This window comes from Devosia sp. CAU 1758 (assembly GCF_054482695.1).
The window spans coordinates 414,311-437,108 of record NZ_JBTLRJ010000002.1 but is presented as its reverse complement, the minus strand read 5'-3'; the positions used below and the strand labels follow the sequence as shown (position 1 = coordinate 437,108).

Sequence of the window (22,798 nt, the reverse complement as noted above, 5' to 3'; positions counted from 1 at the left end):
CATGACCTTGACCCTGACGTCCACCCTTCGCTTCTCTGCCCTTGGCGGGCTCGCTGTGCTCATGGCCGGCTGTTCCATGGGCTCCATGTTCGGTGGCGGCACCAGTGCCAATGCCAATCTGCAGAACGCTACCGCCACCCCGCAGGCCGTTGCCCAGGCCCAGACCAGCGCCCTGCCGGTGATCGCCACCGAATGCCCACCCATCAAGGTGCGGTTGGGCGGCGAGGCTATGTTTTACTATGGCAATGGTCGCGTCGGCGATCCCAAGGCGCTGCAATATCAGGGTGTGATCGACGAGACCTCGCGCAATTGCGTGGTCTCGAATGGTCAGATCACCGTCAATATGGGCGTCACCGGCCGCATCCTGCTCGGCCCCGCCGGCAGCCAGACCAGTGTCAACGCCCCGATTCGCTTTGCCGTGGAGCGCGATGGCCAGGCGATATTTTCGGAAAAATACACGCTGGCCGTGGCCGTGACCCCGCCGGCCCAGGCTACTGAATTCGTCAAGGTGGTCGAGAACGTCACCATCCCCTATCTGGGCGGTGAGAGCATCACCATCTGGGTCGGTTTCGACACCAGGGGCTGAGACCCGTCCCGAAGGGCAAATCCCTCCGGTGGAGGGATTTGAGGGGAGCAGGCCTTGAGAGCTAGGCTCGAATGGCGGGGTAGTACCTAAATGAAAAGGCCCGGAGCATGCTCCGGGCCTTTGCTTATTCCGCCACCTTGGGCAGGTCTGCCGGCTTTTCCCACTTGAGGATCGGTTGGCGCGCCGCGCGGGTTTCGTCGAGACGGCGCCGCGGAGCCTTCATCGGCGCGCTGGTGAAGCGGGCAGAATTGCCGGAAATCGCGTCATTCGCCAGTTCCGCCATCACATCGCAGAAGCGGTCTAACGTCTGCTTGCTCTCGCTTTCCGTGGGCTCGATCAGCATGGCGCCATGCACGACCAGCGGGAAATACATGGTCATGGGGTGGAAGCCCTCGTCGATCAGCGCCTTGGCAAAGTCGAGCGTCGAAACAGCCGTGCCCTTGAGGAAGCTGTCATCGAACAGCGCCTCATGCATGGTCGGATAGTCGGGGAAGGGCACCGAGAACAGGTGCTGCAAGCGTGCCTTGACGTAATTGGCGTTGAGCACGGCATCCTCTGCCGCCTGGGCGAGTCCATCGGCGCCATGGCTGAGCATATAGGTCAATGCGCGGACATACATGCCCATCTGGCCGTGGAAGGCGGTGACGCGCCCCAGGGCCTCGCCCTCGACATGCTCAACAAGCTCCAGGCCCTTGTCCCCCTTGCGCACGAAGGGCACCGGCGCAAAGGGCGCCAAGGCTGCGGAGAGCACCACCGGACCCGCACCCGGCCCGCCGCCGCCATGCGGCGTCGAAAAGGTTTTGTGCAGGTTGATATGCATGGCGTCGATGCCCAGATCTCCCGGACGCACCACGCCCATGATGGCGTTGAAATTGGCGCCATCGCAGTAGAAGAACGCTCCGGCATCATGTACGGCCTGTGCGATCTCGATCACCTGCGGCTCGAACAGGCCACAGGTATTGGGATTGGTTAGCATGATGGCCGCGACTTCGGGCGACAGCGCATCCTTGACCGCCTGCACATCCACCGTCCCGTCATCGCGGGCCGGGATCGGCTTGACGGAATAGCCGAGAAACGCCGCCGTTGCCGGATTGGTGCCATGGGCGCTTTCGGGCACCAGGACGATCTTGCGGTGGCTCTGGCCAGCCGCGTCCTGCGCCGCCTTGATCGCCATCATGCCCAGCAGTTCGCCATGCGCGCCCGCCTTGGGTGACAGCGCCACGGCCGCCGTGTTGGTGAGGGTCATCAGCCAATAGGACAGCTGGTTCATCAATTCCAGCGCGCCCTGCACGGTCGAAACCGGTTGCAGCGGGTGGATATCGGCAAAGCCCGGCAGCCGCGCCATCTTCTCGTTGAGGCGCGGATTGTGCTTCATCGTGCACGAACCCAGCGGATACATGCCGCTGTCAATCGAGTGGTTGAGGCGCGACAGCCGCACATAGTGGCGCATGGCTTCCGGTTCAGTGAGACCGGCGAGATCCAGCCTGCTCTTGCGGCCGAAGCCGCCGAGGCGATCAGTCGTCAGCTTCACCTCGGGCAGGTCGACGCCCGAATGTTCAGTGTCGCCGATTTCGAACAGCAGCGGTTCGTCCGGCAGCAATGCGGAGCCGGATGCCGAGGTGCCAGCAGTGCCCACGCCGGTCGGGCGGCCTTGCGTATTCATGCTCATGCCAATTCCTCCGTCAGTGCGGCGCAAAGGGCGGCAATGTCGCCATCACTGGTGAGTTCAGTTGCGGCGAGAATAATGAGCGTGTCGACCCCCGGATCGCCGGGGAGCAATCGGCTGGCGGGAACGCCCGCCAGAATGCCGCGTCGGGCCAGACGTTCGACCAGACCGGCGGCGGGCTGGGTGACGCGAATGGTCATCTCGTTGAAGAAAGTCTGGTTGAGCACCTCGACGCCATGAACGCTCTCAAGCGCATCGGCGAGCTTGATCGCATTGGCATGGTTGAGGCGGGCAAGGCGGGTGAACCCGGCTTCGCCAAGCAGGCCCATATGGATCGAGAAGGCGAGCGCGCAGAGACCTGAATTGGTGCAGATATTGCTCGTCGCCTTCTCGCGGCGGATATGCTGCTCGCGCGTGGACAGCGTCAGCACGAAGCCACGATTGCCATCGGCATCGACGGTTTCCCCGCAGAGCCGCCCCGGCATCTGGCGGATGAATTCCTTGCGGGTGGCCATGAGCCCCAGATAGGGCCCACCGAAATTAAGCGCATTGCCGATCGACTGGCCTTCGGCCACGACAATGTCGGCCCCCAGCGCGCCAGGCGCTTCGAGGAGGCCCAGCGACACCACTTCGGTGATCACCACGATCAGCAGCGCGCCCTCGGCATGGGCCGCGTCAGCGGCGCCTTTGAGGTCGCGCAGATGGCCGTAGAAGTCCGGCGTCTGAATGACGATGGCAGCGGTCTCGCCATCGATATGGTCGAGAATATCGCCTTGCCCCTCCGGCGAGGGGGAGAGACAAATCAGGTCCGCGTCATCCTTGAGATAGGCTTTCACCACGTCGCGGTAATGGGGATGCAGTCCACCCGAAAGGACGATCTTGTTTCGTCGCGTCAGGCGGCGCGCCATCAGCACCGCCTCGGCCGTGCCGGTCGAGCCGTCATAGAGCGAGGCATTAGCCACATCCATCCCGGTGATCTTGGCCACCTGGGTCTGGAACTCGAACAGCATCTGTAGCGTGCCCTGCGAGATTTCCGGCTGGTACGGCGTATAGGCGGTGAGCCATTCCGAGCGCTGGATCAGGTGGTCGACCGTGGCGGGAACATGGTGGCGATAGGCGCCGGCGCCCACGAAGAACGGGCCATCGCCGGCCGCGTGGTTCTTGTTGGAAAGCGCCCGCATATGCGCCTCGACCATGAATTCGGGGCTATGGTCGGGCAGGTCGAGCTTGAACGATTTCAGCGCCGCTGTCGGCACGGCGCTGAACAGCGCGTCGATATCGGCAGCGCCGATGACGCCAAGCATTTCGGCGCGCTCATGGTCGGAATGGGGGAGGTAGCGCATGTTTACTTCGTCAAATCCGCATAGGCCGCATCATCGAGCAGGGTGTCGATTTCGCCAGCGTCGCTAAGGGCAATCTTGTAGATCCAGCCGCCTGCGGTCGGGTCGCTGTTGATGAGGCCCGGCTCGTCCGTCAGCGCCTCGTTGACCTCGGTCACTGTGCCGGCCATCGGCGCATAGATTTCCGAGGCGGCCTTGACCGATTCCACCACCGCGGCTTCGTCGCCCTTTTTGAGCGCCTTGCCGACGGCGGGCAGCTCGACAAAGACGATATCGCCCAGTTGTTCCTGGGCATAATTGGTGATGCCGACCGTGCCGGTCGTGCCTTCGACGCGGATATATTCGTGGTCGGGTGTGTATTTGGTGGTCATGGGGGCCTCAGGCTGACTTGCGGAAATAGCGGTGGGGGACGAAAGGAGTGTGCACGATCTCGGCCGGCTGGGCGCGGCCGCGCACCGAGACCTGCAATTTCGTGCCGATGGCGGCATGGTCAGGCGGCACGAAGCCCAGGGCAATGGCCTTGCCCAGCGAGGGCGCAAAGCCGCCGCTGGTGACCACGCCAATGGCCGTGCCATGAGCGTCCAGGATTTCGGCGCCCTCGCGCGCCGGAGCCCCCTCGACGATGAGGCCGACCCGCTTTCGGCGGACCTGACCGTCGCGCTCGGCGAGAATGCGGCTGGCCCCGGGAAAGTCGGCAGCCTCGCGGCGACGCTTGGACACAGCGAAGCCCAGATCCGCCTCGATGGGGGAAGTGGTCTCATCTAGGTCATGGCCATAGAGCGGCAACCCGGCCTCAAGGCGCAGGCTGTCGCGGGCGCCCAGGCCAATCGGCTTGACGCGGGTGTCGGCGAGCAGGGCATCCCAGAGCGCCACGGCCTCGTGCCGGTTGACCAGGATTTCGAACCCGTCTTCGCCGGTATAGCCGGAGCGGGCGACGAAAACCGTGTCCTTGCCCCAGTTGAAGGCGCCGTAATTCATGAACCCCAGATCGGCTGCCTCGGGGATTTGCGAAGCCATGACATTGACCGCCTCGGGGCCCTGCAGGGCGAGGAGCGCATAGTCGCCATCGGCGCGGATCAGCCTGGCCCTCTCGCCCGCCGCCGCCTCGATCAGGGCGAAGTCATCGTCCTTGGTCCCGGCATTGACCACGATATAGAGCCCACCGGCCATCAGTGGTGAGCGGGCAACCATCAGGTCGTCAATGGCGCCACCGCTCTCGTTGAGCAACAGCGTGTAGCGGATCTGGCCGGGCTTCAATCCGGCAATGTCGCCGCAGATCAGCGGCTCGATCACGGCGGCGATGGCGGCATGGTCGGCCTCGGCATCGCCACTGGGATTGGAGAGCATGAGAAAGCTCGGGCCCATGTGGCTGACATCGAACAAGCCCGCCTGCTCGCGCGTCCATTTGTGCTCGGCCATGATCCCGGTGGGGTATTGCACCGGCAGGTCATAGCCGCCGAACGGCACCATGCGGCCACCGGCGATCACATGGCGCTCATGGAGCGGGGTCTGCTTGAGGACTTCGGAACTGGCTTGGGCCATAGGGTCTCACGGGTTCAGAGGCGGCACGACAAGGCTCCGCTGGTTAGCGGTCTGCGTGCCCCCTCTGTCCTTGCCCTGAGAGATTTCCCGGCTGAGCGCCGGTTGCTCCTTCGGAGAGGCCGTTGCCGGCCTGCTTTCCAGAGTGTTTGACCCGACTGCGGTCCATTGGCCTGAGAGTTTCCGGGGCGGTTGCTCCTTCGGCGCTGGCGCGTGGCCAGTCTCTCCCGCAGTCACCGGCACCATGGTGGAGATTCCACGGGGCGTCAATCGGGCTTTCTCCCTTCTCCCCTTGAGGGAGAAGGTGCCCGAAGGGCGGATGAGGGGCTCAGGCCCAGACATAGCTCGGAGCGCGCGGAGAGAACCGCTCACCCTGTTCAGTTGAACGCGGAATTGCTGTCCCTCTCACACAAGGGGAGAGGGGGTGCCACTCTGCAAAGGCCATGTCCAACAAAAAAGGCGGGCATCGCTGCCCGCCTTCAATTCTGGTGAGATGCGATCGGTCCTAGTTCAACTTGCTGCTGACATCGGCGATGGCGGCATCGACGACCTTGCCGCCTTGCTTGCTCATCTGGTCGGCCAGCACAACGCGGGCGGCCTCGATGGCAATGTCGGCGGAACGGGCACGCACTTCGGCCACGGCCTGGGACTCGGCCTGGGCAATCTTGTCCTCCACGGCCTTGGTGCGGCGGGCCACCAGGTCGGCCAGCGACGCCTGGGCTTCCACGGTCAGGCGCTCCGCCTCTTCCTTGGCAGCGGCGACAATGCTCTCGGCTTCCTTTTCGGCAGCCACGCGCTTCTGCTCGTACTCGACGAGCAGAGCGGCGGCTTCATTGCGCAGGCGCTTGGCCTCGGCAATGTCGGTCTCGATCTGCTTGATCTTGCTGTCGAGCATCTTGGCGATGATTTTCGGCACGCCAAAATACACCATCAGGCCCAGGAAGATGACCAGGGCCAGCATGGCAAAGAAGCTGTTATCCAACCAATATGGCATGGCTTTTACCCCTTAACCTTGGCGACGGCAGCGCGCACGCTGTCGGCAGGAACGTCTCCGACAAGCTGGCTGACAACGGCCTGGGCCGTTTCGGCAGCAATCTCGTCGACATGAGTGAGAGCCTCGCCCTTGGCCTGGGCGATGCGGGCTTCCGCAGCACTGACCTTGGCGCTGAGATCGGCCTCGGCAGCCAAGCGCTTGGCGGCCAGGTCCGCCTTGATGGTCTCGCGGGTCTGGTTGGCAATGCCCTGAGCCTTGCCGCGGGCTTCCGCCAGGGCCTTCTCATAGGCAGCAATGGCTGCGTCGGTCTTCTGGCGATCCGCATCGGCAGCCGCGAGATCAGTGTCGATCAAGGTCTTGCGGTTTTCGAGGATCCCCCCGATGCGGGGCAGGGCCAGCTTGCTCATCAGGATGTAGAGCGCGCCAAAGGTAATGGCGAGCCACAGGAGCTGGCTGGGGAAGGTTGCCGGGTCGAAGGGCGGAAACACGTCCGAATGGCCTTCGTCGCCATGGGCTTCGGTCGTGGCATGCGTGTCAGCAGTCGGATCATCATGACCCGTTGCGCCAGGAATGGGTTCGCCATGGGTGGCGTCGATTGCCTGGTCGAGGTTCTCCTCGATCGGCGTTTCCGCTTCTTGGGCGTAGGCTTGCGTTACCATCTGGTCGAGGTCCCGTTAAATCCGGTCAACCGGCCGACGGCCGGAGAAGGGCGCAGCCGAACCTGGGTCCGGCTGCGGCAATTCTATGCAGGTTCGTCTTAGGCGACGAACAGCAGGATCAGGGCAACCAGGAACGAGAAGATGCCCAGTGCTTCGGTCACGGCGAAGCCGAAAATCAGGTTACCGAACTGGCTCGGAGCAGCCGACGGGTTGCGCAGGGCACCCGAGAGGAAGTTACCGAAGATGTTGGCCACGCCAATGGCGGCGCCAGCCATACCGAAGGTTGCGATACCGGCACCGATGAACTTTGCGGCTTCAGCTTCCATTTTAATGTCCTTTCAAGCGACTATTTGGTTCCGGCGGGCCATCCGCCGGGAAGGGGTGGTTAGTGGGACGGGTGGATCGCGTCGTTGAGATACATGCAGGTCAGGACCGCGAAGACATAGGCCTGGACTGCACCGACGAGAAACTCGAGGCCGGTCAGGGCGATTGCCATCAGCATGGGCAGGATAGCGGCAGCCCAGCCGAAGGCGCCAAGGGCCGCAATCATCATGACCGCAAAGCCGGTAAAGACCTTGAGGGTGATGTGACCGGCAAGGATATTGCCGAACAGTCGGACCGAGAGGCTGATGGGACGCGAGAGGAAGGAAATGATCTCGATCGGCGTCACAATGAAGAGGATCGGCAGCGGAATGCCGGCGGGGACGAAGAGCTTGAGGAACTTCGGCCCGTTCTTGACGAAGCCATAGACGATGACAGTCAGGAACACCAGCATCGACAGGGCGAAGGTGACGATGATGTGGCTGGTGACCGTGAAGAAATAGGGCACCATGCCGAACATGTTGGCAAAGAGAATGAAGGTGAAGAGACAGAACACCAGCGGGAAGAACTTCATGCCGGCGGTTCCGGCAGAACTTCGCACCATTCCCGCCACGAACTCGTAGAGCAGTTCGGCGCTGAGCTGGCCACGGGTCGGAACCAGCTTCTTGCCTGCCGTCGAGATCAGCAGGAAGGCGGTGATTGTCGCCACCGTCAGCACCATGAACAGGGCCGAGTTGGTAAAGGCAAAGGTGGTGCCCGACCCTTCGGCGCCATCACCGCCAAGGGTGAACAGCTCGAAGATGTCAGTGATGACAAACTGGTGGATCGGGTCAGTACCGGCCATGGAGCCCTCTAAGCGTCATCAGTTCTCATTCCGCTCTTCATCCTCCGCGTCAGGTCCAAGATCGGAACCCGGCGGGGCAGGCGAGGCGGCATTCATTTCCGCCACCACTCGGATGACGTTCAGGATTCCAGCGGCAAAGCCCATCAAAAACAAGATGAGCAAGCCCCAGGGGCTGGTTCCCAGTCCAAGGTCGATGAGATAGCCGATACCGGCGCCCACCAGGACCGCGGCGATGAACTCGGTGCCGATGCGCAAACCGCGCGCCAGGCCGCTCATCTCCGGGGAAGCATCTCGGTTGGATCTGTTGTCCTCCCGTTCGCGCTCCCGCTTGGCAGAGGCAATACGCGATGCAAGATCGTGCGTCACCCCCCGAGCGCTATTTGGCTGGCCCTGGTCGTCTGGCGAACTGGTCATCCGCTGCTCCCTTGTGGCCGGCCGTTTTCCCGTTATCCGGGGCGCCCTTTTAAGTCGCGCGCAACATAGTGGTGGCCCTATTTGGTGTCAAGGCGGGCGGGCGCTGCGTAAGGCATTGTTATAAAACGAAAATCCGCTCCGCGATGGGGGTGCGGCATGCTGTCCACATCCCCGCGACAGCGGAGTCGGAGTAGGGGAGGGGGATTCTGGGGTCAATGCAGATGTCGCACCAACCTCGGAACCGTCCTCGGGCCTGACCCGAGGACTGTTAGCCATCTGCACGTTGACGGAGTTTATGGAAGGAGGCCCTCGGGTCAGGCCCGAGGGCAGCATGGTGTTCTTTGGCCCCTGGATGGAGCCATTTCGAGCAGACTTGCCAAGAGCGGGGCAATGCCCAAACTACACCGCCTCCCTAAAACTTTCCGCCGTCGTCAGATCCACCGACACCAGTTGCGACACCCCGCGTTCGGCCATGGTGACGCCGAACAGGCGGTCGACCCGGCTCATGGTGATCGGATTGTGGGTGATGACCATGAAGCGGGTATTGGTCCGCTCGCGCATATTGTCGAGCAGGTTGCAGAAGCGCTCGACATTGGCGTCGTCGAGCGGGGCATCGACCTCGTCCAGCACGCAGATCGGCGCCGGATTGGTCAGGAACACCGCAAAGATCAGGCTCATCGCCGTCAGGGCCTGCTCGCCGCCCGAGAGCAGCGTCATGGTCTGCGGCTTCTTGCCTGGCGGCCGGGCAATGATTTCAAGCCCAGCTTCGAGCGGGTCGTCGCTTTCGACAAAACTCAGTTCCGCTGTACCGCCGCCGAACAGCGTCGTGAACAGCTCCTGGAAATAAGCATTGACCTTGAAGAAGGCCTCGTTGAGTCGGGCGCGCCCTTCGCGGTTGAGCGAGGCAATGCCGCCGCGCAGCTTGGCGATGGCGTCGATGATGTCATTGCGGTCGCGGACCATGGTGTCCAACTTTTCCTGGACCTCCCCGGCTTCCTTCTCGGCCGAAAGATTGACTCCGCCCAGCCGTTCGCGCTCGGCCTTCAGCCGGTCGAGCTTGTGCTCGGTGGCCTGTTCGGGCGGCAAAGCTTCTTCGGCACGGATGCCGGAGGCTTCAAGCGTCTTGCTGGCCGGAATGCCCAGCGATTCCTCGATCTGCCGCTCGATCTGCTGGCGCTGGGCGATGCTGCCCTTGAGCCGCTCCTCGATGCGGGTTAGCTCGATGCGGACGGCATTGAGCGTCTCGCCGGCGCCCTTGTGGGCGCGGTCCGCCTCGCGCCACGCCGTCTGGGCGGCGTTGAGCCGATCCCCGGAGGTCTGGTGGTCGGCTTTGGCGATATCGATCTGGTCGTCAAGCTGCGCCTTGCGGCTGGCGAAGCCGTCCGGCGCTTCCGCGAGACTGGCAAGCTGGGCCTCAACCTCTGCGGTCCGTTGGTCCAGCGTGGCCAATTGCCCCTCTGCCCCGTCGCGCCGACGCTGCCATGCCGCACTGTCGCGGCCGAGTTGGTCGAGGCGCGCACTGCGCATGCGCGCCGCCGCTTCCACATTGCCCAGCTTCAGGCGCGCCTGGTCGGCCCGGTCGCGCAAATCGCTCAAGCGCTGCTGCGCTTTCGCGGCCTGTGCGGCCACTTCGGTCTCATCGCCGGTTTCACTTATGGCCCTTTCGGCCTCGGCGCGCATGGCCTCGGCCTCGGCCAGGCTGGCGGCGAGCCGCGTCTGCGCTTCCTCCAGGGTCGAGCGGCGGGTGGCCAGGTCGCCCATGGCGCGCTGTGCCTTGTCCAGTTCGGATTGCGCCGCGCCGATGGCATGCTGGGCGCGGCGCCAGTCTTCGCGGCGGCCGCGTTCGGCCTGCCGCGCAGCATCGAGGGTCGCGGTCAGCGCTTCGACATCGCGCCTCCAGCCATTGCGCTCGCCCTTGGCGCGGAGAATTTCTTCATCGAGTTCGGCCAGCCGGTTGCGCTGCGCCAGCCTCTGCGCCGCCGCGCTCGGAGCGTCAGCCGCGGCAACAAAACCATCCCAGCGCCAGAGTGCACCCTCTATCGTCACCAGCCGCTGGCCTGGCTTGAGCGCCTTCATGAGCGCTGGCCCATCCACCGCATCGACCAGGCCGATCTGATTCAGCCTGCGCCTGAGCAATTCGGTGCCCGTGACATGCCGGCTGAGCGGTTCGGCGCCCTGCGGCAACGCCGGATCGTCATGGCTGTCGATGGCTATCGACCAGTGCAGGGGGGCACCTGCATCGGACGAAGCTTCGAGATCATCGCCCAGCGCCGCGCCCAGTGCGGTTTCATATCCCGGCTCGACCGAGAGTTCGTCGACCACCGCCGGCCACAGGCCCGCGCCGGTATTGAGCATCTTGCCAAGGGTCGCCGCTTCCGCGTCCAGCCGCGTCACCAGCGCGTCGAGTTCGGCAAGTCGGGGTCGGGCGGCGTCGAGTTTCAGCTGGGCCGAACTGGCCTCTTCCTCTGCCGCAAGCGCCGCCGCTTCGGCAGAACCGGCGGCAGCCTGGGCGGCATCCAGCGCGCTGCGCCTTGCGGTGATGGTCTCGTCAGCATCGAGCGCGGCGATCACCTTGGCCTGGTCAGCCTCGACCTCGGTCAATTGCTGGGCGAGTCGCGCTTGCCGGGTCCGGGCATCGGCCAGGTTGCGCTCGGCCTGATTGCGGCGCGCGCGCAATTGGGCCAGCGCCTCGGCGGCCTGCCGGGCCAGTTCATCGGCTTCCGCGACGGCGCTGCGGGCGGCGTCCGCCGTGACGCGCGCAGTATCGAATTCGCTCTGCGCGGCTTCCTGCTCGGCGGTCAGCTGCTTCTGTTCATCCTGATAGGCCTGGAGGGTCGCCTGGGCCTCGCTCACCAGTTCGCGTTCGCGCATGCCATCGGCGGCAATCTGGCGTAACCGGTCTTCCAGCTCCGCTCGGCGCTGGCTGATGCGCCGGGCTTCATCGGCCAATTGCTCTGCCAGGATCGTATAGCGCTGCAAGACCGCGCCGGTCACCGCCTCGCGTTCACGCAGCGGCGTCAGCGCCGCCTCGGTATTTTCGACGGCCTTCTGCGCTGCCAGTTCGGCATGGATGGCGTCGGCAAGCTGGCGAATGAGCACTGCCTGCGCCGCCTCGGTTTCCTTCTCCGCCACGCGGGTCGCAACCCAGCGGATATGGAACAGCGTCGCTTCGGTGCGGCGGATATCGCCCGAAAGCCCGCGATAGCGGGTGGCCAGCCGGGCCTGGCGCTTGAGGGTCTCAAGCTGGCTCTCGACCTGGGCAATGACATCGTCCACGCGTTCGAGATTGCCCTCCGCAGCCCGCAGGCGCAGTTCGGCCTCGTGACGGCGCGAATGCAACCCCGAAATGCCGGCAGCCTCTTCGAGCAACGCCCGGCGCGCCGTGGGCTTGGCCGAAATCAGCTCGCCGATTTGCCCCTGCCGCACCATGGCGGGCGAATGGGCACCGGTCGAGGCGTCGGCAAACAGCAATTGCACGTCGCGGGCCCGCACTTCCTTGCCATTGACGCGATAGACCGACCCGGCCTCGCGCTCGATACGGCGCGTGACTTCCAGCACATCGGCCGTGTTGAGCGCCGCCGGCGCAGTTCGGTGCGAATTGTCGAGGACAAGCGTCACTTCGGCGCTGTTGCGGGCCGGCCGGCTGCCGGAGCCGGAAAAGATGACATCGTCCATGCCCGAGGCGCGCATGGCCTTGTAGGAGCTTTCCCCCATGACCCAGCGCATCGCCTCGACGAGATTGGACTTGCCGCAGCCATTGGGCCCGACAATACCAGTAAGGCCGGGCTCCATGACGAGCACGGTCTCATCGGAAAACGACTTGAAGCCGTGCAGCTTGAGGCGGGAGAACTTCATGCGTTCACCCGCCTGGCAAAATCAGTTGGCAGGAGCCACTTCGTTGGTCGGAGCCATCTCGTTGGCCGGGGCCACTGCATCGGTCGCCGGAACCATCGGATCGGTTGCGGGCGCTTCGGTGCTGGTGGCAGGTGCGGCGAAATCGGCAGGCACAAGCGGGTCGATTTCGGCAGCGAGCTGCTCGAGTGTCTTGCCGCCGGAAAGTGTCTTGCCGTTGACATAGAATGTCGGAGTCCCCGTCAGCCCGAATTCATCCAGGGCCTGTTCGCGCTGGGCTTCAATCGCGGTGAACACCTCCTGATTCGTCAAGGCGGCAGAAAAGCTTTCCTCGGTAAAACCGAGCTGCTGGGCTACCGCAAACAGCGCGTCGCGCGGCTTGTCCGAGGTTCCCCACTCGTTCTGCGTCTTGAAATAGGTGGCAACCACGTTGTGGTAGTTCTCCTCGCCCGACGCTTCGGCGAGCAGGAAAATGGCTGCGTCCAGCGCATTGCGCGCGAAGGGGCGGACGATGAACTTGACCTTGCCGGTGTCGATATAGGCCGCCTTGAACGGCTCATAGACCGTATTGTGGAAGGAGGCGCAATGCGGGCAGGTGGGCGAGGCATATTCGACCACGGTCACGGGGGCGTCGGCATTGCCCTCGACCTTGTCGGTGAGACCGCCGGCCGGCTCCATCAACCTGGCAGTATCGATCATGTCGCCTTCGGCAGCCTGCGCGCTCGAAAGGCCCGAGAGGCTGACAGCCGAAGCGGCTGCGGCCAGGATGATTGTCTCGCGGCGGTTGAACTTCACGTCTGCGGCTCCTGAATTTTTTCTTGCGAGGCGACACTACACATGGCGATGGTGTCGGCAAGTGGGCATCGCCATCACTTGGGGGTGAACGGCTCTACAGTCCCTTTTTCCCGGACCTGCTTGAGAGCGCCAGCCCGAGGGCCTGCAACGCTTCCCGCAGATCATTGTCTTCGACCATTTCGGTCGCCTTGCCGACCTTTGCAATATCGCTCTGGCTCGGTTGATGGGGTTTATGCGGCTTCCGGCCTGAACCGGGGGTGAATGGCTCTGCCGACAATCGGACATCTTTGACAAGCACATAGCCGAAATAGCGATTGACCGCCGCGGCGATGGTCGGCGCCTCATGCTGGGCGAACAGCGCCTGTCCCGGTGCACAGCGCAGATAGAGTGTGGCGCCTTCCGCGCTGCGCTCGCCGCGCGGCCAGCTCAGCTTGTCGGGCAGGGTGGTGGCTTCAAAGGGCGGCGGGGCAATGGAACGCCAGTGATTGATGATATCCCGCCCGGCAAAGCCGCGCTTCTTCAGCACCGGGTCCAGCGCGCCCGAAAGCGCATCGGCGACCGACAGCGTCCTGTTGCGGCGTTTGAATTCGGGCAGCTCGTCCTTGGACATTGTGCTGGAGTAGCGCTGCGGCTCCCCTGTGGCAAGCTTGGAGCCAGGTACGTGTTACCTCTGACCACCGAGGCTTCGGCTCCTGCCCACCCTCCCCCCTTGTGGGGAGGGAAGCGAGATAGGACTTAGCGCCACGCTAAGTCCGTTGAATCGAGCAGGGTGGGGGTGTCGGGCTGTCCACATGCTCCTTATTTGTGGAGGGTCGGAACCCCCACCCTTGATCCCTCCCCACAAGGGGGAGGGAGACGATGAACGCAGGCGTCCGGGCCTTTCGCCCCCGCTCGGAAAACGCTATCCCTCACCCATGCCCCTCGCCAATCCCCACCCCATAGACGCGCCCGCCGTGCTCGCCTGGTACGATCGCCATGCGCGCGATCTCCCCTGGCGGGTGTCGCCGGCAGATCGTAGGCAGGGCATTCGCCCCGATCCCTATCGCGTCTGGCTGAGCGAGGTGATGCTGCAACAGACCACGGTGGCGGCGGTAAAGGCATATTTCACCCGCTTCACCAGCCTCTGGCCCAATGTGCACGCCCTCGCCGCCGCCCCGCTCGATACGGTCCTGCGCGAATGGGCGGGGCTCGGCTATTACGCGCGAGCGAGGAACCTCCATGCCTGCGCTGTGGCCGTGGTGCAGCAGCATGCCGGCGTCTTTCCCGACACCTCTGACCGATTGCAGTCCCTGCCCGGCATTGGCGCCTATACCAGTGCAGCCATTGCTGCCATCTGCTTTGATGAGCGCATCGCCGTGCTCGACGGCAATCTCGACCGGGTGCTGGCCCGCTATTACGCGCTCGATGTGCCGGTGCGCGACGCCAAGGCGCACTTGCGCACCGCGCTGCAATTGGCGGTCCCCGAGCGTGCCGGCGACTTTGCCCAGGCGATGATGGATCTGGGCGCCACCATCTGCGCCCCGCGTGCCGCCATGTGCCTGGTCTGCCCGCTTCAGGATGGCTGCGAGGGGAGGGCGGAGGGTGAACCGACGCGCTATCCCGTCAAGCCGCTCAAGGCAGAGCGCCCGGTGCGCAGGGGTCACGCCTATGTCATGCTGGATGAAGACGGCGACGTCTATCTCCAGAGCCGCCCCGCCAAGGGGCTTCTGGCGGGCATGACCGAGGTGCCAACCTCCGATTGGAGCGCCGAACTCCCAACGCCTGCCTATCCCCTTGCAGCCGACTGGCGCCATCGTGGCCAGGTCGTGCATGTCTTCACCCATTTCCGCCTGGAACTGGACGTCTGGTCGGCCGTGGTTCCGCCGGATGGGCTGGATGGCGGCTGGTGGGCAGACCGCGGCGCCCTCAAGGGGGAAGCGCTGCCGACATTGTTCAGGAAAGTGCTGGCCGAGGCGGGACTGGATTGAGCAGCATCCCCATCATGACGATGTCTTCGTATAGTCCATCGCGCAGCAGGGCGTTACGGCGCCGGCCCTCATGGGCAAATCCGACCTTTTCATAAAGCGTGATGGCGGATGTGTTGGACGCATAAACATCCAGTTCGACCCGATGAAAGCCGGTGCGCGCTGCATTGAGCGTGGCAGCAAGCAGATTTGTGCCAATCCCCAGGCCGCGATGGCTGGCCAGCAGCCCCATGCCCAGCGAGCCGCAATGTTCCGATCCGGTCTCCTCGCTCCGGCAGATGTCGCACCAGCCCACCAGGATGCCATCATCGAGCGCCACGAACTGCGGATTGCCATTGGTCAGATTACTGGAAATGAAGCTGCGCGAGCGCTCCAGCGGTGGAGCGCTGGTCAGTCTGAGGAAACGGCGTTCCCTGGCGACGCTGTCGAGCACGTCGTGGAAGATCTCGGCATCTGCCAGGGTGATCGGTCGAATGGTTATCGGCATAAGCCCTCAGGCGACGTGTCGGGGAACCAGCACCGTTGGCTCGGACAGGGCGGGGGCGGCTGGCGCGGGCTCAGAGACGACCCTGTTCCGCCCGTCTCGCTTGGCCTTATATAGGGCTTGGTCGGCCACCGCAAAAGCCGATTGTGGTGTGGAGCCGGGCGCAAAGCACGCCACCCCGAAGCTGGCGCTCACCCGCGCATCCTCGTCCAGTTCCGCATGCCGGGCGTTGAACATGCGCGCACGGAACATCTCGGCAAGATCGATTGCCTCCTGCTGCTGGAGGCCCTCAAGGATCACCGAGAATTCCTCGCCCCCCATCCGCCCCGCCGGGTACCCCGCGCCCAAGAGGATGCGTGCGCAGCTGCGGATCACCTCGTCGCCTGCCTGGTGCCCGAAGCGATCATTGACCATCTTGAAGTGGTCGATGTCGCAGAAGATTACCGCGCCTCCATTCCTGGCCGGGGTGGCGGCGAGCGCATCCACGCCGCGCCGGTTGAGCAGCCCGGTCAGCGGGTCCCGCTCCGATTGTTGCTGATACGCGGCCAGCGTGTCACCAATATTGCGGGCGATGAGCAGGAAGATCAGCAGCGGCGCTGAAAGGCCGGAAATGCTCAGGAGGACCGTTTCCAGCATCGAGTTGCGGAATATCTCGGAGGTGACGTCGAGACCGTAATGCAGGAAGAGTAGCGGAATGCGCACCAGCGAGCAGGCCGTCACCAACCACAATCCCGCGACGATGCTACTGTCCAGCAGACTGCCGCGCCACCGACGCGTCATCTCAATCGCGGCATAAGTGACGGTGATCCCGCAGGCCAGTTGCACAAGGAGGAGCTGCAGGAAATAGACGATACCGGTGATAGCCAGCAGGGTTGCAACTATCGAGAGAACGGCGGCAATCATCGCCACCCGAAAATTGGGCCGCGATCGGGGCGCCATCAGACAGATGGCTGCGCCGACGATATAATAGGCAGCCGGTGCAAGCACGGCAGCTGCGATGAGTTCGGTGGCGCCCTCGGTATAGGACATGATGACCGTTTGTGCGCTGCCCAGAAGCAGCGCCAGACCGAAAAGCGCCATGGGCCGATTACCGCGCATGCCGATACTGGCCCCCAGGCTAAGCGCGGACGTGATGGCCAGGATGGCGGCTATCACAATGTTGAGCCCCACCAAAATCGTCATCTCGTGGTTCCTTACGCTTCGATAGCGCTCAGATCTGGACCAGATGAGGTTAATACCGGGCTTAGAATGGTTTGAACCCATGATCACGTTGGATCATGATTAAGGGAACATTGGCACACTGAGACAAAGAAAAAGGCCGCCGGACGAACCGGCGGCCAGTGATTAGAGCCTGAGGGAGGATTGGAGGTCAGGGTCAGGCAGAAAGCAAATCAAGTTTTTGACGGATATCGGCCCGAAGGGAGTCAATCGGTTCGATACGTCCATGCTGTTCGTGGTGCCAGAAAGTCCACCCGTTGCATGACTCAGAGCCTTGGACCAATGCGCCGACCCGATGGATCGAACCTTGGTGGGGACCTGAGACGAGGGAGCCGTCTGCACGAACCATGGCAGAGTAACGTCTCGTTAAGTCGAAAAGTTGCGTGCCAATTTCAAGCATCCCCTGTTCGACCAGCGAACCGAAGGGAATCCGGGCTTCCTTGCGCTTGGGTGTCACCGATTGCAGGGCTTCGAACACACCGGGACGGATCGAGGCGATGCGCTCGCGAGCGCCGGCGATATAACTGGCCTCGCGTTCGATGCCGATGAAATGCCGGCCGAGTTTTCGCGCCACGGCGCCAGTCGTGCCGGTGCCGAAAAACGGGTCGAGCACGATGTCGCCCGGCTTGGTCGTGGCATTGAGAATACGGAACAACAGGGCTTCGGGCTTCTGTGTCGGATGCAGCTTGCCGTCGTCCTCGTCCTTGAGTCGCTCCGAGCCGGTGCAGATCGGGAACAGCCAGTCGCTCCGCATCTGCGTATCGTCATTGGCCAGCTTCATGGCCTCATAATTGAAGGTCACGCGGCTCTTCTGGCTCTTGGCGGCCCAGATCAGCGTTTCATGCGCATTGGTAAAGCGCGTGCCGCGAAAATTCGGCATCGGGTTGGCCTTGCGCCAGACCACGTCGTTGAGCATCCAGAAATCGAGGTCCTGCAGCGCCGTGCCGACCCGGAAGATATTGTGATAGGAGCCGATGACCCATATAGCGCCGTCCGGCTTCAGCAGCCGCCGTGCGGCCTTGAGCCAGCCGCGGGTAAAGGCATCGTAATGGGCAAAACTGTCGAACTTGTCCCAGTCATCATCCACCGCATCGACCTTGGACTGGTCGGGACGGGTGAGACCCTGTTCAAGTTGCAGATTATAAGGGGGATCTGCGAAAATGAGATCGATGGAGCCGGCCGGCAAACTATTCATGTGGTCGATGCAATCGCCCACAAGGATAGTATCGATCGGAAGGCGTGTGCCCTCCCTTTCCGCATCGGCCATACGGGCCGTACGCGCGGTACGCAACATGCACTTAACCCTAACGCAGTACTAACAATCCCGTTATATCGGCTAGGGGTTAATGGAGCGTTCGCAAGGGGTTAGCGAGGGGTTAACCCACCATTTTGATAGTGGTTTTCTGCACCAGAAGCGCGGCGACCGGGGCAAACTCATTGCGGTGATGGCGGCAGGGACCATGCAGGTTCAGCGCCGCCAGATGGGCCGCCGTGCCATAGCCCTTGTGCCCGGAAAAACCGAAATGAGGCGCATCGCAATCCATGATTTCGCACATGCGGTCCCGCACCACCTTGGCCACGATCGAGGCCGCAGCGACCGAGACGCTGCGCCCGTCCCCACCGATCAGCGCAATGCCGGGGCAGGGCAGGCCGGGCGGCACGTCGCGCCCGTCCACCAATACCCGGTCGGCCGGGCAGGGCAGGGCCCGCACGGCCCGGGCCATGGCGGCCAGCGTCGCCCCGCGAATATTGAGCAGGACAATGGCGTCGGGCGGTGCCGAGACCACGGCAACCTCGGCCGAGGCCATGATCTCTTCGAACAGCGCCTCGCGCCGCTCGGCCGTCAGCTTCTTGCTGTCATTAAGGCCTTGGGGAATGTTGTCCGGATCGAGCCGCACGGCGGCAACCACCACCGGTCCGGCCAGCGGACCGCGCCCGGCCTCGTCGACTCCCACGACGCAGCGTGCCCCCTGCGCCAGCAGCATCTCCTCATGGCTGAAATCGGGGAATCCGGCTTCCGGCGCAAACAATGCGCTCTCCACTTCGGCCGCCTTGGTTCTGCGTGCCATTGTCAGCCCTTCTGGCTCAGCGCGGCGTCAAGCGCCGTGCGATCTGCGGCAAACAGATGATGCCCGATGCGATTGGTCTCGCCGACGAAATCGCGCAGCGCCTTGCTCGCCGCCAATGGCTGCGAAACATTGCCCAGGATCACCAGGCGCATTTTGTAGTTCTGCAATTTCTGGAAGAAATGCCCGGCCATGCGCGTGCTCAGGTCGAAGAATTCCGGCGCGAACCGGCTTGCCGGAACCACGATCATGTCGGTTTCGGTGCCATAGGTTTCGCCCAGAAGGTCAAGCGCGTCCTGTTCGCTGCTGAGGGCGGCACCCTCGGAAGCGACGAAAAACACATTGATCCTGTTGATGGTCTCCACGGCCATGACGATATGTTCCCGGTTGCCACTTGCTGATACAAGAGTCTGGCCGGGGGGCAAAGGCGAGAGAGACGTTTATGCGCAAAGCAGCAGGCCTTTTGGCATTTCTGGTGCTGGCCGGCCCGGTAGTGGCCGAACCCTTCCACCATCCTTTCGGCGAATGGCGCGAGTATAATCGCGATTGGCTCGCGGCCTGCCCCGATGCCATCGTCGAGGATTCCGCCGACTATTACGGCTATTCCTGCTTTGCCAGCACCGGTAGCCAGGAGCTCAATGGCGCGGGCCTGCCAGCCTACAAGCTGACACTCATCCGCGACCGTCTCGACGGCGAGATCGACCTTGCCATAACGGTGTCGCCCGATGAGGGCGGGTACGATCCCTCGCGGCCCATATCCCTCCGTTTCGGCGGCGAGGACCCGATAGAGCTGGCCTTGGGCACGGACATTGAAACCCGGCACAACACCATCAACCAGTTCTTCATCTCCGATCCCGAGCGGCTTGCCGCTCTTATCGACACGATGAAAGACCGCAACGCAGTGACCCTCTCGGTGCCGCTGATCGGGCAGGAGGACCCTGTCGAAACCTGGCTATCATTGCGTGGCGTGCTGGCCTCGCTCGATTTCATGGCCACCTATGCCCGCAAGGTGAAGGACTACTAGAACAGGCTCATCTGCGGGCTGTCCACCTTGGGCGGCACGAAGAGGTCGGCGCGCAACGGCGGCAGCTTGGCCTCGAGACCATAGCGCTCGCGCGCCTTCTCGAAACGCTGGCGCAACAGGGTCGCGTAGGGCCCTTCGCCGGTCATGCGGGTGCCGAAGCGCGGATCATTGTCGCGCCCGCCCCTTGTATCGCGCACCAGCGAGAGCACATGGCGCACCCGGTCGGGGAAATGCCGCAAGAGCCACTCACGGAACACGTCGCGCACCTCGCCGGGCAGGCGCAGCAGGATCATCGAGGCGCTGATCGCCCCCTGTGCCTTGCCGGCATCGAGAATACGTTCGAGTTCCATGTCGTTGATCGCCGGGATCATCGGCGAGGCAAAGATGGCCGTCGGGATGCCCGCTTCACTCAACAGCTTGATGGCCTCCAGCCGCCTTGCCGGAGAGGAGGCGCGCGGCTCCATCTTGCGGCTCAGCTTGTGGTCCATCGAGGTGACCGAGAGCGCCACCTTCACCAGCCCCAGCTTTGCCAGTTCGGTGAGGATGTCGAGGTCGCGCACGATCAGTGCTGACTTGGTGGTGATCATCACCGGGTGCCTTGTCTCCTGCATAACCTCGAGAATGCCGCGCGTCAGCTTATGGGTCCGTTCGGACGGCTGGTAGGGGTCGGTATTGGTTCCCATGGCGATGGGCCTGGCGCGATAATTCTTCGCGGCCAGCTCCGTCCGCAGGGCCTCCACCGCATTGGCTTTCACATAAATGTCGCGCTCGAAATCCACCCCCGCCGAATGCCCCAGATAGGCGTGGCTGGGTCGCGCATAGCAATAGGAGCAGCCATGCTCGCAGCCCCGATAGGCATTGATCGACCGCTCGAAGCCAATGTCCGGGCTGTCATTGGTGGTGATGATGGATTTAGCGCGCTCGATATGTTCGACGGTCTCGAACACCGGCATCGGTTCGACATTGCCCCAGCCATCGTCGAAGCTGTCGCGCTGGTGCGTCTCGAATCGTCCGGTGCGATTGGTCTGGGCGCCTCGCCCGCGAATGCGGTCGGGCTGTACCAGTTCGCGCCGCGCCAGATCAGCATCGCGGCTGCGGCTCAGGCGTTCGAGGGCTTCAAAAGAGGGGGCCTGATAAAGGGCCATGGTCCTGTCTCCTGGCTGCGCGGGGAGGGAATCGGCTTCCTCCAACGCATGACAATGCTATCAGGTAGATGAGAACAGAACAAGAACACAACAGCGATATCGACCGCTGCCGCAATATATATCGGCATGGTGCCCATGCATTGCAAGACTTTACGCGCGGCCCCGACGGGCGTAGACAACGGCGCCCAACAAGGCTCATTCGGCCCCGCGCAAATTTTCGTGTCCGACGCGTCTGACCCTACGATCCGCGCCGGAGCACCAGACCATTCGCTGCTGACAATGCCTGTCGCAGAAATTTCGGAACACCGTGTCGAAAGCTGACGGTCCTCCCCGTCGCATGGGCAACACGATTCTCTCGAGGGACATGAACATGACAATGGAAGCCACCATGGATGCCGCGCCCGATATTGCGCCGCACCATCCCGACAACGCCGCACGTAACAGGCTGGTCATAGCCATCCTCCTGGTCTCCACCTTTGTGGTGTTTCTCAACGAAACCATCATGAGCGTGGCCATTCCCCATCTGATGGCGGATCTGGGCGTCGCCGCCAGCCTCGCGCAGTGGCTGACCACAGCCTTCCTGCTCACCATGGCAGTGGTGATCCCGATCACCGGCTTCCTGCTGCAGCGGCTCAACACACGGCCGATCTTTCTTCTGGCCATTTCGATCTTCACCATCGGCACCCTGATCTGCGCCCTGGCGCCCGGCATCGAACTGCTCATTGCCGGCCGTGTGGTGCAGGCAGTGGGCACTGCCATCATGATGCCGCTGCTGATGACCACGGTGATGACGCTGGTGCCCCCGGAGGCGCGCGGCAAGACCATGGGCAATATCTCCATCGTCATGTCGGTGGCGCCGGCCATCGGCCCGACCATTGGCGGCTTCATCCTGGCCAATTTCGACTGGCGGTTCATGTTCTACTTCACCTTGCCCATCGCCGTGGGGGCGCTGGTTCTAGGTGCGCTGCGCATCCGCAATGTCTCTACCCCGCGCTATGCACCGCTTGACTATCTTTCGGTCGTGCTCTCTGCGCTGGCTTTTGGTGGTCTTGTCTATGGTCTCTCCGGCCTTGGCGAGAGTTTCGCTCATGTCGGCGAGCCCCCGATGATCCCGCTCTGGGTGCCAATCGCCGTTGGCGTTGTGGCCATGGCCACCTTCATCTGGCGCCAGCTGGTGCTGCAGCGCGACGACCGCGCCTTGCTTGATCTGCGCGTCTTCCAGTCTCGCAATTACACCGTGTCGGTCAGCCTAATGTTGATCGCCATGATGGCCCTGTTCGGTACGATTATCCTGTTGCCCATCTATACCCAGAACGTCGTCGGCCTCGACACGCTGCAGACCGGCCTTCTGCTTTTGCCGGGTGGCCTGATCATGGGTCTGATGGGACCTTTCGTCGGGCGGCTGTTTGACCGGGTCGGTCCCACCGTTTTGGCCGTGCCGGGAACGATCCTGGTCTCGGTCGTCCTCTGGGCACTGACCACGGTCGGTCAGGATACCTCGCCCTGGGCGCTGCTGGCGGGTCACATGGTACTCAGCGTCGGTCTGGCGCTGATCTTCACGCCGGTCTTCACCTCGTCCATGGGCTCGGTGCGCATGGAGCTCTACTCCCATGCCTCCGCCGTCCTCGGCTCGGTGCAGCAGCTGGCCGGCGCGGCTGGCATTGCGCTCTTCATCGCGCTCATGACCATCCGCACGGCCGCCCTTTCCGCCGAAGGCATTGACCCGGTCGAGGCCCTGGCCGGCGGTATCCGCCTCGCCTTCCTCGTCGGCGCGATCATCTCGCTTTTCGCCATCCTTGCGGCATTCTTCATCCGCAAGCCCGAAGGCGGCATGCCGGGACACGCCGGCGGGCACTGATCTGCCAGAATTCAACCAATAAGGCGCCG

General features: G+C 63.4%; 22 protein-coding genes and 1 riboswitch. Of the genes, 4 read left to right on the top strand and 18 right to left on the bottom strand.

Annotated elements, in window-relative coordinates:
* Window position 1 precedes the first annotated feature (1 nt).
* A complete protein-coding gene (locus ACXYMS_RS08150; RefSeq protein ID WP_458905301.1) occupies window positions 2–586 on the top strand; it encodes a hypothetical protein in 585 nt (194 codons plus the stop codon).
* Window positions 587–710: 124 nt separating this feature from the next.
* On the opposite strand, the gene gcvPB is transcribed toward ACXYMS_RS08150, so the two are convergent.
* The 12 genes from gcvPB to ACXYMS_RS08090 form a co-directional block, all read right to left on the bottom strand.
* Window positions 711–2,255, bottom strand: a complete 1,545-nt coding sequence (gene gcvPB, locus ACXYMS_RS08145) for an aminomethyl-transferring glycine dehydrogenase subunit GcvPB (RefSeq protein ID WP_458905300.1) — start codon at window positions 2,253–2,255, stop codon at window positions 711–713.
* Window positions 2,252–3,595, bottom strand: a complete 1,344-nt coding sequence (gene gcvPA / locus ACXYMS_RS08140; RefSeq protein WP_458905298.1) for an aminomethyl-transferring glycine dehydrogenase subunit GcvPA — start codon at window positions 3,593–3,595, stop codon at window positions 2,252–2,254. The genes gcvPB and gcvPA overlap by 4 nt, the downstream gene beginning before the upstream one ends.
* A gap of 2 nt (window positions 3,596–3,597) precedes the next feature.
* Complete coding sequence (gene gcvH, locus ACXYMS_RS08135; RefSeq protein WP_458905297.1) at window positions 3,598–3,963, bottom strand: glycine cleavage system protein GcvH; 366 nt, start codon at window positions 3,961–3,963, stop codon at window positions 3,598–3,600.
* Between the two features lie 7 nt (window positions 3,964–3,970).
* Window positions 3,971–5,134, bottom strand: coding sequence for a glycine cleavage system aminomethyltransferase GcvT (gene gcvT, locus ACXYMS_RS08130; protein WP_458905295.1), 1,164 nt, complete (start codon window positions 5,132–5,134; stop codon window positions 3,971–3,973).
* A 148-nt stretch (window positions 5,135–5,282) separates the two neighbouring features.
* Window positions 5,283–5,371, bottom strand: a riboswitch (glycine riboswitch).
* Between the two features lie 265 nt (window positions 5,372–5,636).
* Entirely contained in the window at window positions 5,637–6,125 is a 489-nt protein-coding gene (locus ACXYMS_RS08125; protein ID WP_458905294.1) for a F0F1 ATP synthase subunit B family protein, read from the bottom strand.
* Window positions 6,126–6,130: 5 nt separating this feature from the next.
* Complete coding sequence (locus ACXYMS_RS08120; RefSeq protein ID WP_458905293.1) at window positions 6,131–6,784, bottom strand: F0F1 ATP synthase subunit B; 654 nt, start codon at window positions 6,782–6,784, stop codon at window positions 6,131–6,133.
* Between the two features lie 98 nt (window positions 6,785–6,882).
* Window positions 6,883–7,110, bottom strand: a complete 228-nt coding sequence (locus ACXYMS_RS08115; protein WP_254675660.1) for a F0F1 ATP synthase subunit C — start codon at window positions 7,108–7,110, stop codon at window positions 6,883–6,885.
* 59 nt (window positions 7,111–7,169) lie between these two features.
* The gene (locus ACXYMS_RS08110; protein WP_458905291.1) at window positions 7,170–7,949 is read right to left on the bottom strand and encodes a F0F1 ATP synthase subunit A; all 780 of its coding nucleotides are present in this window, start codon (window positions 7,947–7,949) and stop codon (window positions 7,170–7,172) included.
* Between the two features lie 18 nt (window positions 7,950–7,967).
* Window positions 7,968–8,363 carry an AtpZ/AtpI family protein gene (locus ACXYMS_RS08105; protein WP_458905289.1) on the bottom strand — a complete coding sequence of 132 codons (396 nt, stop codon included), beginning with the start codon at window positions 8,361–8,363 and terminating at the stop codon, window positions 7,968–7,970.
* Window positions 8,364–8,762: 399 nt separating this feature from the next.
* Window positions 8,763–12,218: a chromosome segregation protein SMC gene (gene smc, locus ACXYMS_RS08100; protein ID WP_458905287.1), complete on the bottom strand. Its 3,456-nt coding sequence runs from the start codon at window positions 12,216–12,218 to the stop codon at window positions 8,763–8,765.
* Window positions 12,219–12,239: 21 nt separating this feature from the next.
* Window positions 12,240–13,010 (bottom strand): thioredoxin domain-containing protein, encoded by a 771-nt coding sequence (locus ACXYMS_RS08095; RefSeq protein WP_458905285.1) that lies wholly within the window; start codon window positions 13,008–13,010, stop codon window positions 12,240–12,242.
* Window positions 13,011–13,104: 94 nt separating this feature from the next.
* Window positions 13,105–13,620 carry a DUF721 domain-containing protein gene (locus ACXYMS_RS08090; RefSeq protein ID WP_458905283.1) on the bottom strand — a complete coding sequence of 172 codons (516 nt, stop codon included), beginning with the start codon at window positions 13,618–13,620 and terminating at the stop codon, window positions 13,105–13,107.
* 304 nt (window positions 13,621–13,924) lie between these two features.
* On the opposite strand from ACXYMS_RS08090, the gene mutY reads away from it, so the two are divergent.
* Entirely contained in the window at window positions 13,925–14,977 is a 1,053-nt protein-coding gene (gene mutY / locus ACXYMS_RS08085) for an A/G-specific adenine glycosylase (RefSeq protein ID WP_458905282.1), read from the top strand.
* Here the strand turns inward: mutY and ACXYMS_RS08080 are convergent.
* The 5 genes from ACXYMS_RS08080 to ACXYMS_RS08060 all read right to left on the bottom strand — a co-directional run bounded on the left by ACXYMS_RS08080 (window position 14,943) and on the right by ACXYMS_RS08060 (window position 19,113).
* Window positions 14,943–15,461 carry a GNAT family N-acetyltransferase gene (locus ACXYMS_RS08080; protein ID WP_458905280.1) on the bottom strand — a complete coding sequence of 173 codons (519 nt, stop codon included), beginning with the start codon at window positions 15,459–15,461 and terminating at the stop codon, window positions 14,943–14,945. The two genes, mutY and ACXYMS_RS08080, sit on opposite strands and share 35 nt — an antisense overlap.
* A 6-nt stretch (window positions 15,462–15,467) precedes the next feature.
* The gene (locus ACXYMS_RS08075; RefSeq protein WP_458905278.1) at window positions 15,468–16,640 is read right to left on the bottom strand and encodes a GGDEF domain-containing protein; all 1,173 of its coding nucleotides are present in this window, start codon (window positions 16,638–16,640) and stop codon (window positions 15,468–15,470) included.
* Window positions 16,641–16,833: 193 nt separating this feature from the next.
* On the bottom strand, window positions 16,834–17,943 hold the full coding sequence (locus tag ACXYMS_RS08070; RefSeq protein ID WP_458905936.1) for a DNA methyltransferase: 1,110 nt from the start codon (window positions 17,941–17,943) through the stop codon (window positions 16,834–16,836).
* 109 nt (window positions 17,944–18,052) lie between these two features.
* Window positions 18,053–18,745: a ribonuclease HII gene (locus tag ACXYMS_RS08065; protein WP_458905276.1), complete on the bottom strand. Its 693-nt coding sequence runs from the start codon at window positions 18,743–18,745 to the stop codon at window positions 18,053–18,055.
* 2 nt (window positions 18,746–18,747) lie between these two features.
* Entirely contained in the window at window positions 18,748–19,113 is a 366-nt protein-coding gene (locus ACXYMS_RS08060) for a DUF4180 domain-containing protein (RefSeq protein WP_458905274.1), read from the bottom strand.
* A gap of 71 nt (window positions 19,114–19,184) precedes the next feature.
* On the opposite strand from ACXYMS_RS08060, the gene ACXYMS_RS08055 reads away from it, so the two are divergent.
* Window positions 19,185–19,766 (top strand): hypothetical protein, encoded by a 582-nt coding sequence (locus ACXYMS_RS08055; protein ID WP_458905273.1) that lies wholly within the window; start codon window positions 19,185–19,187, stop codon window positions 19,764–19,766.
* Here the strand turns inward: ACXYMS_RS08055 and ACXYMS_RS08050 are convergent.
* Complete coding sequence (locus ACXYMS_RS08050; protein WP_458905271.1) at window positions 19,763–20,911, bottom strand: PA0069 family radical SAM protein; 1,149 nt, start codon at window positions 20,909–20,911, stop codon at window positions 19,763–19,765. The two genes, ACXYMS_RS08055 and ACXYMS_RS08050, sit on opposite strands and share 4 nt — an antisense overlap.
* 370 nt (window positions 20,912–21,281) lie before the next feature.
* On the opposite strand from ACXYMS_RS08050, the gene ACXYMS_RS08045 reads away from it, so the two are divergent.
* Window positions 21,282–22,769, top strand: a complete 1,488-nt coding sequence (locus ACXYMS_RS08045) for an MDR family MFS transporter (protein ID WP_458905269.1) — start codon at window positions 21,282–21,284, stop codon at window positions 22,767–22,769.
* Window positions 22,770–22,798 lie beyond the last annotated feature (29 nt).

Excerpts from the sequence above, each read along its gene's own strand:
- ACXYMS_RS08150 (WP_458905301.1), top strand. The coding sequence starts at position 2 with ATGACCTTGACCCTGACGTCCACCCTTCGCTTCTCTGCCCTTGGCGGG.
- ACXYMS_RS08055 (WP_458905273.1), top strand. The coding sequence starts at position 19,185 with ATGCGCAAAGCAGCAGGCCTTTTGGCATTTCTGGTGCTGGCCGGCCCG.
- ACXYMS_RS08060 (WP_458905274.1), bottom strand. The coding sequence starts at position 19,113 with ATGGCCGTGGAGACCATCAACAGGATCAATGTGTTTTTCGTCGCTTCC.
- ACXYMS_RS08090 (WP_458905283.1), bottom strand. The coding sequence starts at position 13,620 with ATGTCCAAGGACGAGCTGCCCGAATTCAAACGCCGCAACAGGACGCTG.
- ACXYMS_RS08120 (WP_458905293.1), bottom strand. The coding sequence starts at position 6,784 with ATGGTAACGCAAGCCTACGCCCAAGAAGCGGAAACGCCGATCGAGGAG.
- smc (WP_458905287.1), bottom strand. The coding sequence starts at position 12,218 with ATGAAGTTCTCCCGCCTCAAGCTGCACGGCTTCAAGTCGTTTTCCGAT.
- ACXYMS_RS08050 (WP_458905271.1), bottom strand. The coding sequence starts at position 20,911 with ATGGCCCTTTATCAGGCCCCCTCTTTTGAAGCCCTCGAACGCCTGAGC.
- gcvPB (WP_458905300.1), bottom strand. The coding sequence starts at position 2,255 with ATGAGCATGAATACGCAAGGCCGCCCGACCGGCGTGGGCACTGCTGGC.
- ACXYMS_RS08110 (WP_458905291.1), bottom strand. The coding sequence starts at position 7,949 with ATGGCCGGTACTGACCCGATCCACCAGTTTGTCATCACTGACATCTTC.
- ACXYMS_RS08045 (WP_458905269.1), top strand. The coding sequence starts at position 21,282 with ATGACAATGGAAGCCACCATGGATGCCGCGCCCGATATTGCGCCGCAC.
- mutY (WP_458905282.1), top strand. The coding sequence starts at position 13,925 with ATGCCCCTCGCCAATCCCCACCCCATAGACGCGCCCGCCGTGCTCGCC.
- ACXYMS_RS08125 (WP_458905294.1), bottom strand. The coding sequence starts at position 6,125 with ATGCCATATTGGTTGGATAACAGCTTCTTTGCCATGCTGGCCCTGGTC.
- gcvH (WP_458905297.1), bottom strand. The coding sequence starts at position 3,963 with ATGACCACCAAATACACACCCGACCACGAATATATCCGCGTCGAAGGC.
- ACXYMS_RS08115 (WP_254675660.1), bottom strand. The coding sequence starts at position 7,110 with ATGGAAGCTGAAGCCGCAAAGTTCATCGGTGCCGGTATCGCAACCTTC.
- gcvT (WP_458905295.1), bottom strand. The coding sequence starts at position 5,134 with ATGGCCCAAGCCAGTTCCGAAGTCCTCAAGCAGACCCCGCTCCATGAG.
- gcvPA (WP_458905298.1), bottom strand. The coding sequence starts at position 3,595 with ATGCGCTACCTCCCCCATTCCGACCATGAGCGCGCCGAAATGCTTGGC.
- ACXYMS_RS08070 (WP_458905936.1), bottom strand. The coding sequence starts at position 17,943 with ATGGCCGATGCGGAAAGGGAGGGCACACGCCTTCCGATCGATACTATC.
- ACXYMS_RS08080 (WP_458905280.1), bottom strand. The coding sequence starts at position 15,461 with ATGCCGATAACCATTCGACCGATCACCCTGGCAGATGCCGAGATCTTC.
- ACXYMS_RS08065 (WP_458905276.1), bottom strand. The coding sequence starts at position 18,745 with ATGGCACGCAGAACCAAGGCGGCCGAAGTGGAGAGCGCATTGTTTGCG.
- ACXYMS_RS08105 (WP_458905289.1), bottom strand. The coding sequence starts at position 8,363 with ATGACCAGTTCGCCAGACGACCAGGGCCAGCCAAATAGCGCTCGGGGG.
- ACXYMS_RS08075 (WP_458905278.1), bottom strand. The coding sequence starts at position 16,640 with ATGACGATTTTGGTGGGGCTCAACATTGTGATAGCCGCCATCCTGGCC.